Below are 15,856 nucleotides of genomic sequence, written 5' to 3' on the forward strand. Positions count from 1 at the left end.
ACGAAAAAGCAATCCTTATGGGTTAGGAACGGGTTGCGGCGAGCACCTGCGCAGCCTTTTCACGCGCCCACGCATCGATGTCGCGAAGCTGCTCAAACGAATCGACCGCCTGCATATCGTGGGCATCCATGCAGGATTCCACAATACGATCGATATCGGTAAAGCTGCAGCTATCGTGCAGGAAGGCATCGACGGCAACCTCGTTGGCGGCATTGAGCACGCACGGCATGGTGCCGCCCGTCTTGCCGGCACGCTCGGCCAGTGCCAGACAGCGGAAGGTATCCATGTCGGCAGCATCAAACGTGAGCTGCCCCAGCTCGCGAAAATCGATACGAGGCGCCGGGGTATCCCAACGCTCGGGATACGAGAACGCGAACTGGATGGGAATACGCATGTCGGAAGCACCGAGATGCGCCATCACGGAGCCGTCGGCAAACTCGACCATAGAGTGAATCTTGGACTGACGCTGCACGACCACGTTAATGAAATCGAGGTCGCAGTTAAACAGGTGCATGGCCTCGATGCGCTCCAGGCCCTTGTTCATGAGGGTGGCGGAGTCGATGGTGATCTTGGCACCCATGGCCCACGTGGGATGTGCGAGGGCATCGGCACGCGTCACGCGATTGAGCTCGTCGCGCGTGCGGCCAAAGAACGGACCGCCCGAGCAGGTGAGCCAAATGCAGTGGGCCTCGCGCGGGTTCTCACCCAGATAGCACTGGTAGATGGCGGAATGCTCAGAGTCAACTGGAATAAGCTGGCCCGGTTGCGCCAACGGCATAAGCAAGTCGCCACCGACGACGAGGGACTCCTTGTTGGCAAGGGCAAGGCGCTTATTCGAGGTCAAGGCCGCATGGCTCGCCTCGAGACCGGCGGCGCCCACAATAGCGACAAGCACGCAGTCGACATCGTCGCGACGCGCGAGCTCGCAAACCGCCTGCGCGCCAACGCCGAGCTTCGTTCCCTCGGGCAACTCCTGCAGCACGGCATCATCGCCATGAGCGACATCGGCCACGGCAACCGCCGAAACCGAGAACTCGCGGGCAGCGGCAACGAGCTCGAGGGTACTGGAGTTAACGGACAGCGCCGTCACCTGCAGGCAATCGGCATGCTGGCGGCACACATCGAGCGCCTGGGTGCCGATAGAGCCCGTACAACCCAGGATGGCAACGCGAAGGCGTCCATCGGGGCCATACGTCGTCTGGAAGGACATTACAGCACGCCTCCGATCATCAGCAACAGCTGTGCGGTGATGCAGCCGAAGATAAGCGAATCACTACGATCGAGCATTCCGCCGTGGCCCGGGATAAGGTTGCCGGAATCCTTGACGCCCACACCGCGCTTGATGCGCGACTCGATAAGGTCGCCGATAACGCCCAGAATGGACACGACCACGCCGCACAGCAGCGCATAGGGCAGGCTGAGCTTGTAGAAGTGCGTCGCCCACAGGATGAGCCAAATCAAAACCGAGCCCAGGATGCCGCCAACAAACCCCTCCCAGCTCTTTTTGGGAGAGATCTTGGGAACCATCTTGTGTTTGCCGATACGGCTGCCCACGATGTAGGCAAACGAATCGGAGACCCAAAGGGACGCGCAAACGCCCACTGAAAGCAGGGCGCCGGCAAAACCGGGCACGGCATCGCGCAGCAGCACGATAGCCGACAGCATAAAGCCAGTGTAGATGGGACCCATGAGCGTCACGGCCACATCAGAGATGCGGGTACGCGGCGACCAAACATACCAAATGCCCACAGCGAGCATCAGGGCAAAAAGCAGGGCATTCAGCAACATCGAATCGCCCAACGCCGACAGCGGAAAGAGTACGGCGGCAGCGATACCCATGCGCTCGTTAGCCATCTTGCCATCGAGCCTCGTCATACGGAAAAACTCATAGCAGCACAGACCGCTCATGACAGAAACAAAGATGGCCGTGGGCACGATACCCAAAACCAGGCACAGGATAAAGACAACGGCGTAGACGATACCGGCGGCGGCACGGGTGATAAAGCCCGCCAGCCACGAACCGGTGCCGCTCTTTGCTGCAGGTGCTCCCGCAGCGGCAGCCTTGCGCGCAGGCGCCGCGGAAACTGGCGTCTTGGGAGCAGATGCCTTGGGACGATCGGACACGATTAAGCCTCCTCGGTCTTACTCAGTCCACCAAACCTACGGTCACGGCCCTGATAGGCCAAAATGGCGTCGACAAGGCCCCAACGATCAAAGTCGGGCCAATAGGTATCGGTGACGTAGAATTCGGAATAAGCCACCTGCCACAGCAGATAGTTCGAAAGGCGCAGCTCACCAGAGGTGCGAATCACAAGTTCGGGATCGGGAAGACCGGCGGTATAGAGGCGGGAAGCCACCATGTCGTCATCAATTGCGGCAGGATCGATCTTACCGGCGGCAGCGTCGAGTGCAATCTGACGGACAGCGCGGATAATCTCGGCACGCGCGCCGTAGTTGACGGCAAGCGCCAGCGTCATACCGGTGTGATCGGCGCACTCGGCAAGACCGCGTTCAAAAACGTCGCGAGTCTTCTTGGGCAGCGCGGAAATGTCGCCCAAAAAAACAACGCGCACGTTTTCGCGCTTAAGAAGCGGCAGCTCGTCGATAAACGTCTTGGCAAACAGATGCATCAAGACGTTGACCTCATGCTGCGGACGGTTCCAGTTTTCGGTAGAAAACGCATAGGCAGAAAGCACGTCGACGCCCAGGCGCACGCAGGCGGTAATGATCTCGCGCAGCGAGAGGATACCTGCCTTATGACCCTCGGTGCGTGCAAGACCGCGCGACGTGGCCCAACGACCGTTGCCGTCCATGATGCACGAGATATGGTGCGGAATGTTATTGAGGTCAAGGTCGGAAAAACCGACGCCCGCAGGGGCGTCGGCAAAGTACTCGACCAGTTTATGCTCGTCGTATTGCACCTTAGATCTCCATGACCTCGGCTTCTTTTTCCTTCAGAAGCTCCTCGACCTTGGCGACATACTCATCGGTATGCTTCTGGACCTTGGCCTGCTCGCGACGTACGTCGTCCTCGGTGAGCTCCTCATCGCGCTCGAGCTTGTTGTTGAAGTCGCGACGGATGTTACGGATAGACACCTTGGCCTGCTCGGCGTACTCGCGGCACTCCTTGACGAGCTCGCGACGGCGCTCCTCAGTGGGAGCCGGGAACGGAAGACGAACGACGGTGCCATCGGAGTTGGGGGTAATACCCAGATCGGAAGCGCCGATGGCCTTGACGATAGCATTGATGAGCGCCTTATCCCACGGCTCGATGAGCAGCATGTGAGCCTCGGGGGTCTTGACGGCGGCAACCTGCGTGACCGGCGTGGGGACACCGTAATAATCGACGGTGATGTCGGACAGAATGTTGGCGTTGGCACGACCGGTACGGACCTTGGAGAAGTTATGCTTGAGGGACTCGAGCGACTTGTCCATATGGGCGGTGATGTTCTCTGCCATGCTTAATCCTCCTGATAGACGAGCGTGCCGACGGGCTCACCCGCGAGCGCGCGCTTGACGGTGTCCTCGCCATCGATGTTGAGGACCAAAATCGGCATACGGTTATCCTGGCACAGTGCCGTAGCCGTGGAATCCATAACCTGCAGACCGCGGACGAGAACCTCGTGATAGGTAATCTTGTCAAAACGGACGGCATCGGCGCACTTGACGGGATCCTTGTCGTAGATGCCGTCAACCTTGGTGGCTTTAATCAGAATCTCGGCGCCGATCTCGCACGCACGAAGAGCCGCGGCGGTGTCGGTCGTAAAGTACGGATTGCCCGAACCGGCGGCAAAAATAACGACGTTGCCCTTGGAAAGGTGGTTGATGGCGCGACGGCGAATATAGGGCTCGCAGATCTCGTTCATCTGGATAGCGCTCATCACACGGCAGGGAACGTCGTTATGCTCGAAAGCATCCTGCAGGGCGAGCGCGTTCATAACGGTCGCGAGCATGCCCATGTAGTCGGCCTGAGCACGCTCCATGCCACCGGCAGCGCCTGCCATGCCGCGGAAAATATTGCCGCCGCCGACAACGACGCCGACCTCATGGCCAACGGCGAGCAGCTCCTTGACCTGCTTGGCAAGATGATCGGTAACCTTGGGGTCGATGCCATATTGGCCGTCGCCCATCAGCGCTTCGCCGGAAAGCTTAAGAAGCACTCGTTTATATCGGATGTCGGACAAAGCGATCCTCCTTTAATTAGACTCTCAATATGATATCAAAGGCTCTGATAAGAGCCATGAAAAAGCAGGCTGTGAGTAAAACCCACAGCCTGCTCATTACCAGCTACAAGAGCTTATTTACTCGCCACGGACCAGACGGTCAAAGGCAACGACGGTAATGGTGTCGCCGAGCTCCTTGGAGACCTGCTCAGCGTACTTCTTGATGGTGAGGGAGCTGTCCTTGATGAACTCCTGCTCGGTGAGCACGGACTGCTTGTAGAACTTCTCCAGACGGCCAACAGCCATCTTCTCCTGGATAGCCTCGGGCTTGCCGGACTCGGCAGCCTGGGCCATGTAGATCTGCTTCTCGTGCTCGACGGTCTCGGCCGGAACCTGATCGCGGGTAGCGCAGATCGGGGCGACGGCGGCAACCTGAAGGGCAACGTCGTGAGCGAAGGTCTTGAAGGACTCAGCCTGAGCGGTCTCGGCCTTCTCGAAGGCGAACTCGACGAGGACGCCGATCTTACCACCCATGTGGATGTAAGAAGCGAGCGCGCCGTTCTCGGCCTTGCGGGCAGCGAAGCGGGAGATCTTCATGTTCTCGCCCATGATGTGAATCATCTCGGTGAGCTCGGAGGAAACGGTCTCCTCGCCCATCGGCTTCTCGAGCAGAGCGTCGACGTCAGCAGGCTCGGTGGTAGCGACAACCTCAGCGACCTTAGAAGCAAAGCCGGTGAACTTGGCGTTGGAGCCAACGAAGTCGGTCTCGCAGGAGAGCTCGAGCAGAGCGCCGGTCTTGCCATCCTCGGAGACGAATGCGGCGACAGCGCCCTCGTTGGTCTCACGGCCAGCCTTCTTGGCAGCCTTGGCAAGGCCGTTCTTACGCAGAACGTCGACAGCGGCGTCCATGTCGCCGTCAGCCTCGACGAGAGCCTTCTTGCACTCCATCATCGGGGAGTCGGTCATCTCGCGGAGCTGCTTGACCATAGCGGCGGTAATCTGGGCCATTGTGGTTCCTTTCAAAGAGATGAAAAAGAATTAACTAAGACTGATTTACTCGGCCTTGGGCTCAGCGGCCATCTCGGCCTCGGAGACCTGCTCCTTACCGGAGCCAGCGAGGCAGGCGTCAGCCATGAGCTCGCACATAAGGGTGACAGCGGAGATAGCGTCATCGTTGCAGGGGATGCCGTACTCGACCTCGTCGGGATCGGAGTTGGTGTCGATCAGAGCGACGACGGGGATGTTCAGGCGCTGAGCCTCCTTGATGGCGTTCTCCTCGCGCTTAGTGTCGATGACGAAGAGAGCCTGGGGCAGACCCTTCATGTCGCGGGCGCCACCGAGGTTGGTCTGGAGCTTGGTGAGCTCCTTGCCGAGCACAGCCTGCTCCTTCTTGGGGAGCACTGCCATGCGGCCGTCCTCGACCATGGCCTCGAGCTCCTCCATGCGGTTGATGCGGGAGCGGATGGTGACGAAGTTGGTCAGCATACCGCCGAGCCAACGCTGGTTGATGTAGGGCATATTAGCGCGCTCAGCAGCGTTCTTGACGGCCTCCTGAGCCTGCTTCTTGGTGCCGACGAACAGCACGTTGCCACCCTTGGCGACGTTCTTGACGAAGGTGTAGGCCTGGTCGGCGTCGAGGATGGTCTGCTTGAGGTCGAGGATGTAGATGCCGTTGCGCTCACCGAAGATGAACGGCTTCATCTTGGGGTTCCAGCGACGGGTCTGGTGACCGAAGTGGCAGCCGGCCTCGAGCAGGGTGCGGATATTAATCTTGGTAGCCATGTTAAACCTCCTGTGGTTTGCCTCCGCGCGGGGTCATCCTCCAAAACCAACCCGGACATGTGCTACCAAAGCCCGGGCACCACGGTATGAAGTAGCCGCGCGTGCGTGATAAAAACATGTTGCCGTGAAGCAACCTGATGAATGATAGCAGGAATGCATCTTCGTGCCAACCCGCAATCAAAACCACACACCTGAGTGCGGCACGGGACGTCCCAGCCACTATTCGCCTCGGGGATGGGCTTGAGCCACGGCACGTTTGAGCCGATCGGGCGTGAGGTGCGTGTAGATCTGCGTCGTGGACAGGCTCGCATGACCCAGCAGCTCTTGAACCGAGCGCAGGTCCGCACCGCCCTCGAGCAAGTCGGTCGCAAAGGTATGGCGAATCGCATGCGGGGCGATGTCGGCCGGAATGCCGGCGAGTGTCGCCAGAGTATGGAACCGCCGCCTGAGCATGGCGGCACTCATGCGATTACCGCGCGCCGATATAAGCAGCGGATGCGGCCCGGTAGTGGGGTCACGGCGCTTTGCCTGAGCGAGCAACTCCGGCCGCCCCTCCTCAATATAGAGACGCGTCGCCTCGAGCGCGCGACGATACAGAGGGACGATACGTTCTTTGCTCCCCTTGCCCCACAGGCGCAGCGTGCGTTCGGACCACGCAATGGACTCCACATTGAGTGCTGCGAGCTCAGAGATACGGGCGCCCGAGGCATAGAGCAGCTCGAGCATCGCCGCATCGCGCAGTCCCGCGGGTGTTGAGGTATCAGGCGTCTTGAGCAGCGCCTCCACCTGTTGGGTCGTCAGCACACCGGGTAGATCGCGCGGGAGCTTGGGCGAGGAAATTGCCGAGACCACATCGCCCTCCACGACCCCCTCGGCAGCCATCCACCGATAGAGCGAGCGAATGGCAGACAGGTGTGCCGCAAGCGTTCGGGGAGCCACCTGCTCACGCGAAAGTTCGGCAAGATAGCGACGAATGGTGCGCACGTCGGCAGCGAAAGCATCTATATCCTCACGCTCGCACCAGGCAGCAAAACGCTCCAGCCTCGAGCCATAGGCCGTCACCGTGTTGGGAGAAAGTCCCTCGACACGTGAGATATAGGCGATAAACGAGTCGACGGTGTCGTACAGGTCAAAGGCTATGACCGGTCGCCTCCAAACAAATCGGGGCGAGTGGCCAGATAGGCATCAAGGGCCTCGAGCGCACGGTCCGCATAGGCCTGGTAGCGGTCGCGCTTGCTGCGGCGCTTACCATCCTCGAGTGGCGGCACCAGGCCAAAGTTGACATGCATAGGCTGATAGCCCACGGTGGCAGGATCGGTCGCATAGCCCACGAGCGCACCCAGGGCGCCCACACGCGGCAACTCGACGCCCGCGGCCCCGATAGCCTCGGCATAGGTGTTGAGCGCCGCGAGCAGACCCGTCGCCACGGCTTCCATGTACCCCTCGGTGCCGGTGATCTGACCAGCCAGGCGCACGCCGGTGCCGGGCACGGCAAAAGTGCCATCGAGCACGTGCGGGGCGTCGACAAAGGTATTACGGTGCATGACACCGTAGCGGAAGAACTCAGCGTTCTCCAGGCCCGGCACCATATGGAAGACGCGCTTCTGCTCGCCAAAGGTCAAGTTGGTCTGGAAGCCCACCAGGTTATAGGCGGTCTTCTCCTTATTCTCGGCACGCAGCTGAATCGCCGCCCAGGGACGACGACCGGTTCGCGGGTCGGTGAGGCCGACGGGCTTCATGGCGCCAAAGCGAATGGCGTCCTTGCCGGTGCGCGCAACTTCCTCGGCAGGCTGGCAGGCCTGGAACAGATCGCCGCCCTCAAAGTCCTTGAGCACCACGCGGTCGGCCGTAGTAAGCGCCTCGATAAAGGCCTCGTACTCCTCCTTATTGAGCGGAGCGTTGAGATAGTCGCCGCTCCCCTGCTCCTCGTAGCGCGACTGCGAGAACAGCACGTCCATATCGAGCGTGGAGGCATCGACGATCGGCGCCGCGGCATCGAAGAACGCAAGGGCGTCGCCACCGACGAGCTTCATGACCTCTTCGCTCAGCGCCGGCGAGCACAAGGGGCCAGCGGCAATGACCACGTGACCTTCGGGAATCTGCGTGACCTCGCCGTGAATGATCTCGATATTGGGACGGGCGGCAACCTCGGCCTCGACAAACTCGGAAAACTTGACGCGGTCGACCGCCAAGGCGCCACCGGCGGGAACAGCCGCGCGATGGGCGCAATCGAGCAGGACTGAACCCATGCGCTCAAGCTCGGCCTTCAGCAATCCAGCCGCGGAATCCGGACGGGTCGACTTAAACGAATTGGAACAGACGAGCTCTGCCAGGTGATCGGTATGGTGGGCCGGGGAGCTAACCTGGGGGCGCATCTCGCACAGCTTTACGGCGAACCCGCGATCTGCCAGCTGAATCGCGCACTCCGAACCCGCCAGACCGCCACCGATAACCGTCACCTGATCAAACAGCATCTGCAAACACCTTTCTAATTGACATGTTTTCCATTGTGACCGAAGGGTGTCTGAGCGTGAAGGGCAAACTTGGAGGGCGCATACCTTCCATCCATCATGCGCTCGATAAGACCCTCGAGCTCAAGCGAACCCAGGAGTTTGAGTACGCCGACGGCATCGAGCGAGACGAGCGCCGCGATGTCGTCGACCTTGAGCGGAGAGGCGATGAGCGCATGCATCACGGTCTGCTGTGTTTGATCCAGGTCGGCAATGCCGGGAGCATCGGGGCGCGAGTAGCGCAGGGTGCCGTAGATGCGTGAAATAGCCATCTCGATAGATTCCTCGTCGATGATGCAGCAGGCACCGTTCGCAATGAGGTAATTCGTGCCACGCGACTCGGGCGATAGGATCGACCCTGGCACGGCAAGAAGTTCTCGCCCCAAATCCATAGCAGCCTCGGCTGTAGAAAACGTCCCGGAAGGCATACCCGCCTCGGATACAAAGAGGGCTTGCGACAGGGCCGCGATTACGCGATTGCGGCGCGGAAAGGCAAACTTGCGCGGACCCATGCCCCACGGAGAGATCGACACGACCGCGCCACCCGTATCGAGCGTGCGCGTAATAAGCCCCGCGCTCGAACGCGGGTAGACCACGTCGGCGCCCGTCCCCAGCACCACGACGTGTTTGCCGCCGGCATTGACCGCAGCCCAACCCGAGGCCTGGTCACAACCGACCGCGCCGCCCGAAACTACCGTCACGCCCGCCTCGACCGCAACCTTTGCCGCAAGCTCTGCCACGGCAAGACCATACGGAGAGGCCTTGCGCGCGCCGATGATGGAGAGCGCGGGCGTCGAAAGCACCTCGGGGTTGCCGCGCACATAGAGTGTCTGGGGTACATCAGAAAGCTCCAAAACGGTCTCGGGATACAACGCGTCACCTGGATGCAGCTCGAAGGTCCCCTCGGCCATCATTGGTCCCTCCTTCCCTGGTACATCGCCGCCTCGAGCACGTGGTCCTGCGTCACTTGCTCGCTCTCGGCGACGTCGGCGATGGTACGCGCGATACGCGCCAGGCGCACGATGCCGCGGCCCGTGAGATGCGTGCGCTTCGACAGGCCGAGCACACACTTCTCCGCCGCATCATCGAGCTCAAAGGTCGAAACGACGCCGTCAATGGACCGTGTCTCGTCATCCTCGGCCTCGGCATCAGCATCGTCCATACGGGATTCGCGCCAAGCGCGAAAAGCGCGACCGCGCACAACGTAGTCACGTAACTCAGCTGACGACATACCCTCCGCGCCCTCGATAATCATCTGAGGGTCGGGACGGGTCACATCGATCATCATGTCGATACGGTCGGCCAAAGGACCGCGCAGTTTAGACCGATAGCGCTCGACCATCGCCGCCGAGCAGCGACACGGTACCTCACGATCGCCCAAAAAGCCGCAGGGGCAGGGATTGCTCGCAGCCAGCAGCTGAAAGCGCGACGGGAAGGTAAAAGCCCCGTCGACGCGCACGATCCTCACATAGCCGCGCTCGATGGGCTGACGCAGCGTCTGCAGCACACCCGTGGGAAACTCAGCAAGCTCGTCCAAAAATAGCACGCCGCCATGAGCAAGGCTGATCTCACCCGGGTGCACCGGGCGCCCACCGCCGATAAGACCTGCGGTCGAAATACTGTGATGGGGACTGCGGAAGGGCCGGTGCCCCGCCAACAAGCCATCAATGTTCTCACCCAAAACCGAATGGATGCACAGCGCCTCCTGTTGATCCTCAACGGAAAGCTCGGGCAGGATGCCGGTCATACGACGCGCGAGCATCGTCTTGCCCGATCCCGGGGACCCGATCATGAGCAAGCCGAGTTCTCCTGCCGCCGCAAGCGCCATGCCGCGCTTGGCGACCTCCTGCCCCAGTACGTCGGCATAGTCGAGCTCGGGCTCAAAGGTCGCCTCGAGCACTTCAGAATCCAAGTAGTGCCGCGCGGCATCGCCCATGCCATGGGCAAGCTGAGACAAATGATCGATGAATCCACAATCCACGCCCGCAAGCGGCACATGCTGATCGGACCTGCCGGCGATAAAGGACAGCCCCATATCACGCGCCAATAGCTGAAACGCCACCTCGCCCTTGACAGGAAGCACCGTACCGTCCAAGCCAAGCTCGCCGGCGATAAGACAACGATCGAGGTTGTCGCGGGGAATCTGACCATCGGCCGCCAATACCGCGATGGCGATGGGCAGATCAAAGCCGCTACCGGTCTTGCGAATATCGCCAGGCGCCAGATTGACCGTAATGCCCGAGCGCGGGATCTCGAACCCGGCGGAGCGCATCGCGCAGCGAATACGACCGCGTGACTCCATCACCTCCATGCTCGGAATGCCGAGCATCTGGATGCCCGGAACGCCACCGGCAAGCGAGACCTCGACCGTGACGTGAATCGCCTCGACGCCGCGGATGCAGGCCGCGTGAACGGCAAACGTCTCGAACGCCATCACGACACCTGCCAATCGAACGCGTTGTACTGATGCTCGATCTCGGCGATATGCCCGCCACGAATGGTGACGCCCACGGCATCGAAGCGAATCGCCTTGAGCGGATAATGCTCCATGAGGTAGCAACTTGCGATGCGGCGGTAGCGGCGTTGCTTTTGGGCGTCCACGGCCTCCTCGGGAAAGACCCGCGTGCTGCAATCCAGTGCAACTCGTCTGGTTTTGACCTCGGCCATCACCACGACATCGTCGAGCTCATCGAGCAGCACCAGATCGGCCTCGCCCTCGGAGCAACGATAACCCTGCTCCAGCAAGGTGTAGCCGCGCTCGTTAAAGTAGTCGATGGTGATCAGCTCGCCCAGCATGCCCAGCTCGCGGGGACTGAGCCCCTTGATAAACTCAGGCGTCATCGCCCCGCAGTCGAGCTCGCCATTTTCCCAACGCTCCTTGAGCTGCTGCGTCTTGCTCTTTTTGCTTGCGGCACTCATGGGGTCTCCTTTCCCGCACGCTGCATTGCCCCGATGATGAGGGCACCTTTCATGCGGGTAAGTACCGGAAGCAAACCAAAAGCTGACCAAATGCCGTCAAAAAACGGGCCGTACGCAGCAATGGTGTTGCATACGGCCCGTTACCAGCAAGTTTATAAAACCCCAGAGGTCCCTGTCTCCACAATTGACCTAGAAAAGGCGCTCAGTCTGCAGAAAGTTTCCGCAAAAGCTCACGCGGTGCAGTGGACAAAGTCCATGTTTGCGAATGGCCTCGATATGCTCGGGGCTTGCATAGCCCTTCGACTCGGCCAGATGGTACTCGGGATACTCGGCGTCGTACTCGACCATCATCTCGTCACGCGTGACCTTGGCCATGATGGACGCCGCGGCGATGCAGGCGATTTTGGCATCGCCCTTCACCACATCGCGCTCGTTAGGAACGGCGCCCAAGGGGTTACCATCCATGAGGACGCAGTCGGGCTCAAGTCCCGTATCGGCCACGGCGCCCGCAACGGCAGTACGGATAGCACGGGCCATGCCCATTTCATCGATATCCTTCGGCGCGATATGGCAAAAACCGATCGCCGTCGCCACCTCGGCAATCTTCACTGAGAGCAACTCGCGGCGCGCGGGCGTGAGCTTTTTGGAATCGTTGATACCCCAGACGCGCGGCTCCATAGGAAGACAGACGGCGCATACCGTCAAAGGACCGGCCACCGATCCGCGGCCCACCTCGTCGACACCAACGACCACCCCATCGCCGCCAAGCTCATGCATAAGCTCGTACATGTCATTGACGCGCTCGCGCTCGGCAAGCTCTTTGTCATGGCGTTTGAGGGCGCGTTCACAAGCCTTGATCACCTGCTGGCGCGGGTCCTCGCGATAATGCTCCACGAGGGCGGGAATCTCCTCAAACGTAGCGCTCGCCAACTCACCAGCAACCTGCGATGCCGAAACCGAGCTCGTCATGTTGGCCATACCAGGCCCTCCTTGCATGCAAATCAGATAAAAAGAAGGGCCACCCGAAGGTGACCCTTGTGTCCAAACGAGTGGACAGACGCTGCGATCTTCTTAGCGCTTCTCGGGGATGCGAGCAGCCTTGCCCACCTTGTCGCGGAGGTAGTACAGCTTGGCGCGACGGACGCGACCATGACGAACGACCTCGAGCTTGGCGATCTTGGGGCTGTGAAGCGGGAAGGTACGCTCAACACCGACACCGAAGGACATCTTGCGGACGGTGAAGGTCTCGCGGGCACCGGCGCCGGCCATGCGGATGACGTCGCCCTGGAAAACCTGGATGCGCTCGCGGTCGCCTTCCTTAATGCGGTAGTGAACCTTGACGTTGTCGGCGACGCGAACCTGAGGAATGTCCTCGCGGATCTGCTGACGCTCGATTGCGCGGATGTAATCCATGTGCAATTCCTTACTCTTCTAGAGGTGCCGTACCACCTTGGCCGGCACGTAGTTGAACAAACGTATTCGAGTATACACGCGCGGGTTTCTGCTGCAAGAACAATTTTTTGCGCAGACAAAAAGACAAAACCCGCACATGATAACCGCCCGCCTCACGAATGAGACGGGCGGTATGAAGGGGGGCTACGCTAGGCGTCTAAACGCTAAACGCTAGGCGGAACGCTTGGCCTCGAGCTTGGCCTGGGCGGCAGCCAGACGTGCGAGGGGCACACGATAGGGCGAACAGGACACGTAGTCCACGTCGGCCACGTTAAACAGGCCCTTGATGGACTTGGGGTCGCCGCCGTGTTCGCCGCACACGCCAAAGTGCATGTCGGGATTGGTGGCGCGGCCCTTCTCGACGGCCAAGCGCACGAGCTCCAGCACCGCCGTGTCGATGGTCTCGAAGGGGTTGTCCTTCAGGATCTTCTTGTGCAAGTACAGCGGAATGAACTTGGCCTCGGCATCGTCGCGGGAGAAGCCGAAGGTCGTCTGGGTGAGGTCGTTGGTGCCAAAGCAGAAGAAATCTGCGTGATGGGCGATCTCGTCGGCGACCATGCAGGCGCGCGGCAGCTCGAGCATCGTGCCCACGGGAATGTTGAGCTCGACACCTTCCTCGGAGGAAACCTCGGCGATGGCACGCTCAATGACCTCGCGGGTCTGGACATGCTCTCCCGTGATGGAAACGAGCGGAACCATGATCTCGGGGCGTGGGTCGACACCATCCTTGATAAGGCGGGCAGCAGCCGTGGCCACGGCGCGGACCTGCATGAGCGGCAGATCGCCAAAGACGACGGACAGGCGCACGCCGCGCAGGCCGAGCATCGGGTTGGACTCGACCATGCCGTCAATGCGACGCAGGCGGGCGCGCAGGACGGCAAGCTCTTTCTCGCTGGCGCCAGCGGCTTCCTTCTTGGTGATGGCGACCTCGAGCTCTCGAGGATTATCCAAGAACTCATGAAGCGGCGGATCAAGCAGGCGAACGACCACATCGCGACCGGACATGGTCTTGAACATCACTAGGAAGTCCTCGGTCTGAACCTTGAGCAAGTCGGCCAGGGCCTGCTGCTTCACGGCCTCATCGTCAGACAGGATAAAGCTCTGGATGATGTTCTTGCGATCGCCCAGGAACATGTGCTCGGTGCGGCACAGACCGATGGCCTCGGCGCCAAACTCGAGCGCGAGCTCGGCATCCTCGGGGTTGTCGGCGTTGACGCGCACGTGGTTGGCGTGACCGTCGGTCTCGTCCAAACGGATCTCATCGGCCCAAGACAGGATGGTGTCCAGGTCGCCGGTGAGCTCTGCAGAGACCAGGTCGACCGCGCCGTCGACGACGATACCCTGGGTGCCGTCGATGGAGATGACATCGCCCTCGCGCAGCACGCGGTCGCTGCCCTCGATGCGCACGACCTTCTCTGCCGCGTCAATGTGGAAGCGCTCAACGCCGCAAACGCAGGGCGTACCCATGCCGCGGGCGATAACGGCGGCATGGCTCGTCTTGCCACCGTGGCTGGTCAGGATGCCCTCGGCGGCGACCATGCCCTTCAGGTCGTCGGGGTTGGTCTCCCAGCGGACCAGAATGACCTTGTGGCCCTCGGCGGAACGCGCGACGGCGTCATCACTCGAGAACACGACCTCGCCCACGGCGGCACCAGGGCTGGCGTTAAGGCCGCTGGCCAGGGCCTCGTACTTCTTGGAGGCGTCGAACTGCGGGTGCAGGAGCTGGTCGAGCTGCGCGGGATCGATGCGGCTCACAGCCTCCTCGCGGGTGATGAGGCCCTCCTCGACCATTTCGATAGCAATGCGCAGGGCGGCAGTGGCGGTGCGCTTGCCCACGCGGGTCTGGAGCATCCAGAGCTTGCCCTGCTCGATGGTAAACTCGATATCGCACATATCGCGGTAATGACCCTCGAGCGTCAGGAACACGCGCTCGAGCTCCTCGCCTGCGGACTCGAGGCCCGAGGTGGTCTTGAGGTCGGCGATGGGCTCGGTGTTTCGGATGCCGGCGACGACGTCCTCGCCCTGGGCATTCACCAAAAAGTCGCCATAGAACTCCTTGGTTCCGTCGGCCGGGTTGCGCGTAAAGGCGACGCCGGTCGCCGAGGTCTCGCCCTTGTTGCCAAAGGCCATGGCCTGGACGTTGACGGCGGTGCCGAGCTCATCGGAAATGCCATGCTGCTTGCGGTAGATGCAGGCGCGCTCGTTCATCCAGCTGCCAAAGACGGCCTGGATGGCAAGGCGCAGCTGAAGCTCCGGGTCGTGCGGGAAGACGGGCTTGCCGTCAGCGACCTCGAGCTCGGGATACAGGGCAGCCTCGACGTTCTCGGAGAAGATGCCCTTGAAGGTCTCGACGAGTTCCTGCAGGTCCTCGGCCGAAAGCTCGGAATCGACGCGAACGCCGGCGACCAGGCGGGCCTGGGTCAGGGCATTCTCGAACAAGTCGGCATCGACACCCATGACGACGTTGGAGAACATCTGGATAAAGCGACGATAGCTGTCCCAGGCAAAGCGCGGGTTTTGCGTCTGGGCGATAAGGCCCTGAACGGAGTCGTCGTTGAGGCCCAGGTTGAGAACCGTGTCCATCATGCCGGGCATGGAGAACGGAGCGCCCGAGCGAACCGACACGAGCAGCGGATCGGAGGCGTCGCCGAGCTTCTTGCCGCAACGGGCCTCGAGGTCCGCCTCGGCGGCAACGATCTCATCGAGTGCGCATTCGGGCCAGACGTTGCCGGCACCGGAGTACTCGACACAGGTCTGGCAGGTAATGGTAAAGCCACCGGGAACCGGCAGACCGATGCGGCTCATCTCGGCAAGGTTTGCGCCTTTGCCGCCAAGCACGAAGTTCATGGATTTGTCGCCCTCAGTGACACAGGTGCCCTGGGCGTCGGTTCCAAAACGGTAAACCCTCTTGCAATCGCTCACGATACTTCCCCTTCCATGCGCTTACGCGCACGACCGTGGTAACGAATCGACCCGCCGGATGCGGGCCGTGAGGGAACTATACGGCGGGTTTTGGACAGGCTTGAGCAG

At 61.0% G+C, this 15,856-nt stretch carries 15 protein-coding genes; all 15 read right to left on the reverse strand.

The features are described from left to right. Positions 1-22: 22 nt before the first annotated feature. Positions 23-1,210 (reverse strand): 1-deoxy-D-xylulose-5-phosphate reductoisomerase, encoded by a 1,188-nt coding sequence (dxr, locus tag AAAT03_RS04725; RefSeq protein ID WP_089573402.1) that lies wholly within the window; start codon positions 1,208-1,210, stop codon positions 23-25. Then, positions 1,210-2,124 carry a phosphatidate cytidylyltransferase gene (locus AAAT03_RS04730; protein WP_233502846.1) on the reverse strand — a complete coding sequence of 305 codons (915 nt, stop codon included), beginning with the start codon at positions 2,122-2,124 and terminating at the stop codon, positions 1,210-1,212. Before AAAT03_RS04730 ends, dxr begins: the two co-directional genes overlap by 1 nt. Positions 2,125-2,126: 2 nt before the next feature. Next, positions 2,127-2,921, reverse strand: a complete 795-nt coding sequence (locus tag AAAT03_RS04735) for an isoprenyl transferase (protein WP_349102704.1) — start codon at positions 2,919-2,921, stop codon at positions 2,127-2,129. Between the two features lies 1 nt (position 2,922). Continuing rightward, complete coding sequence (gene frr / locus AAAT03_RS04740) at positions 2,923-3,459, reverse strand: ribosome recycling factor (protein ID WP_006236112.1); 537 nt, start codon at positions 3,457-3,459, stop codon at positions 2,923-2,925. A gap of 2 nt (positions 3,460-3,461) precedes the next feature. Continuing rightward, positions 3,462-4,184 (reverse strand): UMP kinase, encoded by a 723-nt coding sequence (pyrH, locus tag AAAT03_RS04745; protein ID WP_040359955.1) that lies wholly within the window; start codon positions 4,182-4,184, stop codon positions 3,462-3,464. 117 nt (positions 4,185-4,301) lie between these two features. Continuing rightward, entirely contained in the window at positions 4,302-5,171 is an 870-nt protein-coding gene (gene tsf, locus AAAT03_RS04750) for a translation elongation factor Ts (protein WP_022094736.1), read from the reverse strand. 45 nt (positions 5,172-5,216) lie between these two features. Beyond that, entirely contained in the window at positions 5,217-5,945 is a 729-nt protein-coding gene (rpsB, locus tag AAAT03_RS04755) for a 30S ribosomal protein S2 (protein ID WP_006236109.1), read from the reverse strand. A 219-nt stretch (positions 5,946-6,164) separates the two neighbouring features. Further along, the gene (locus AAAT03_RS04760; RefSeq protein WP_346972265.1) at positions 6,165-7,085 is read right to left on the reverse strand and encodes a tyrosine recombinase; all 921 of its coding nucleotides are present in this window, start codon (positions 7,083-7,085) and stop codon (positions 6,165-6,167) included. Then, positions 7,082-8,419 carry a methylenetetrahydrofolate--tRNA-(uracil(54)-C(5))-methyltransferase (FADH(2)-oxidizing) TrmFO gene (trmFO, locus tag AAAT03_RS04765; protein WP_117800140.1) on the reverse strand — a complete coding sequence of 446 codons (1,338 nt, stop codon included), beginning with the start codon at positions 8,417-8,419 and terminating at the stop codon, positions 7,082-7,084. Before trmFO ends, AAAT03_RS04760 begins: the two co-directional genes overlap by 4 nt. Before the next feature lie 14 nt (positions 8,420-8,433). Continuing rightward, positions 8,434-9,366: a DNA-processing protein DprA gene (locus AAAT03_RS04770; protein WP_117564298.1), complete on the reverse strand. Its 933-nt coding sequence runs from the start codon at positions 9,364-9,366 to the stop codon at positions 8,434-8,436. Continuing rightward, entirely contained in the window at positions 9,366-10,889 is a 1,524-nt protein-coding gene (locus AAAT03_RS04775) for a YifB family Mg chelatase-like AAA ATPase (RefSeq protein WP_349102705.1), read from the reverse strand. Before AAAT03_RS04775 ends, AAAT03_RS04770 begins: the two co-directional genes overlap by 1 nt. After that, entirely contained in the window at positions 10,889-11,374 is a 486-nt protein-coding gene (locus AAAT03_RS04780; protein WP_117637238.1) for a YraN family protein, read from the reverse strand. Before AAAT03_RS04780 ends, AAAT03_RS04775 begins: the two co-directional genes overlap by 1 nt. 189 nt (positions 11,375-11,563) lie before the next feature. Beyond that, positions 11,564-12,352 carry a ribonuclease HII gene (locus AAAT03_RS04785; RefSeq protein WP_089573411.1) on the reverse strand — a complete coding sequence of 263 codons (789 nt, stop codon included), beginning with the start codon at positions 12,350-12,352 and terminating at the stop codon, positions 11,564-11,566. 93 nt (positions 12,353-12,445) lie between these two features. Continuing rightward, complete coding sequence (gene rplS, locus AAAT03_RS04790) at positions 12,446-12,787, reverse strand: 50S ribosomal protein L19 (RefSeq protein WP_006236098.1); 342 nt, start codon at positions 12,785-12,787, stop codon at positions 12,446-12,448. A gap of 210 nt (positions 12,788-12,997) precedes the next feature. Beyond that, positions 12,998-15,748 carry a pyruvate, phosphate dikinase gene (gene ppdK / locus AAAT03_RS04795; protein ID WP_349102706.1) on the reverse strand — a complete coding sequence of 917 codons (2,751 nt, stop codon included), beginning with the start codon at positions 15,746-15,748 and terminating at the stop codon, positions 12,998-13,000. Between the last annotated feature and the right edge of the window lie 108 nt (positions 15,749-15,856).

The organism is Collinsella sp. CLA-AA-H167, from assembly GCF_040095305.1.
Taxonomy (GTDB): Bacteria; Actinomycetota; Coriobacteriia; order Coriobacteriales; family Coriobacteriaceae; genus Collinsella.

Coding starts and splice junctions, on each gene's coding strand:
- dxr (WP_089573402.1), bottom strand. CDS start 1,210: ATGTCCTTCCAGACGACGTATGGCCCCGATGGACGCCTTCGCGTTGCC.
- frr (WP_006236112.1), bottom strand. CDS start 3,459: ATGGCAGAGAACATCACCGCCCATATGGACAAGTCGCTCGAGTCCCTC.
- tsf (WP_022094736.1), bottom strand. CDS start 5,171: ATGGCCCAGATTACCGCCGCTATGGTCAAGCAGCTCCGCGAGATGACC.
- rpsB (WP_006236109.1), bottom strand. CDS start 5,945: ATGGCTACCAAGATTAATATCCGCACCCTGCTCGAGGCCGGCTGCCAC.
- trmFO (WP_117800140.1), bottom strand. CDS start 8,419: ATGCTGTTTGATCAGGTGACGGTTATCGGTGGCGGTCTGGCGGGTTCG.
- AAAT03_RS04770 (WP_117564298.1), bottom strand. CDS start 9,366: ATGGCCGAGGGGACCTTCGAGCTGCATCCAGGTGACGCGTTGTATCCC.
- AAAT03_RS04775 (WP_349102705.1), bottom strand. CDS start 10,889: ATGGCGTTCGAGACGTTTGCCGTTCACGCGGCCTGCATCCGCGGCGTC.
- AAAT03_RS04780 (WP_117637238.1), bottom strand. CDS start 11,374: ATGAGTGCCGCAAGCAAAAAGAGCAAGACGCAGCAGCTCAAGGAGCGT.
- AAAT03_RS04785 (WP_089573411.1), bottom strand. CDS start 12,352: ATGGCCAACATGACGAGCTCGGTTTCGGCATCGCAGGTTGCTGGTGAG.
- rplS (WP_006236098.1), bottom strand. CDS start 12,787: ATGGATTACATCCGCGCAATCGAGCGTCAGCAGATCCGCGAGGACATT.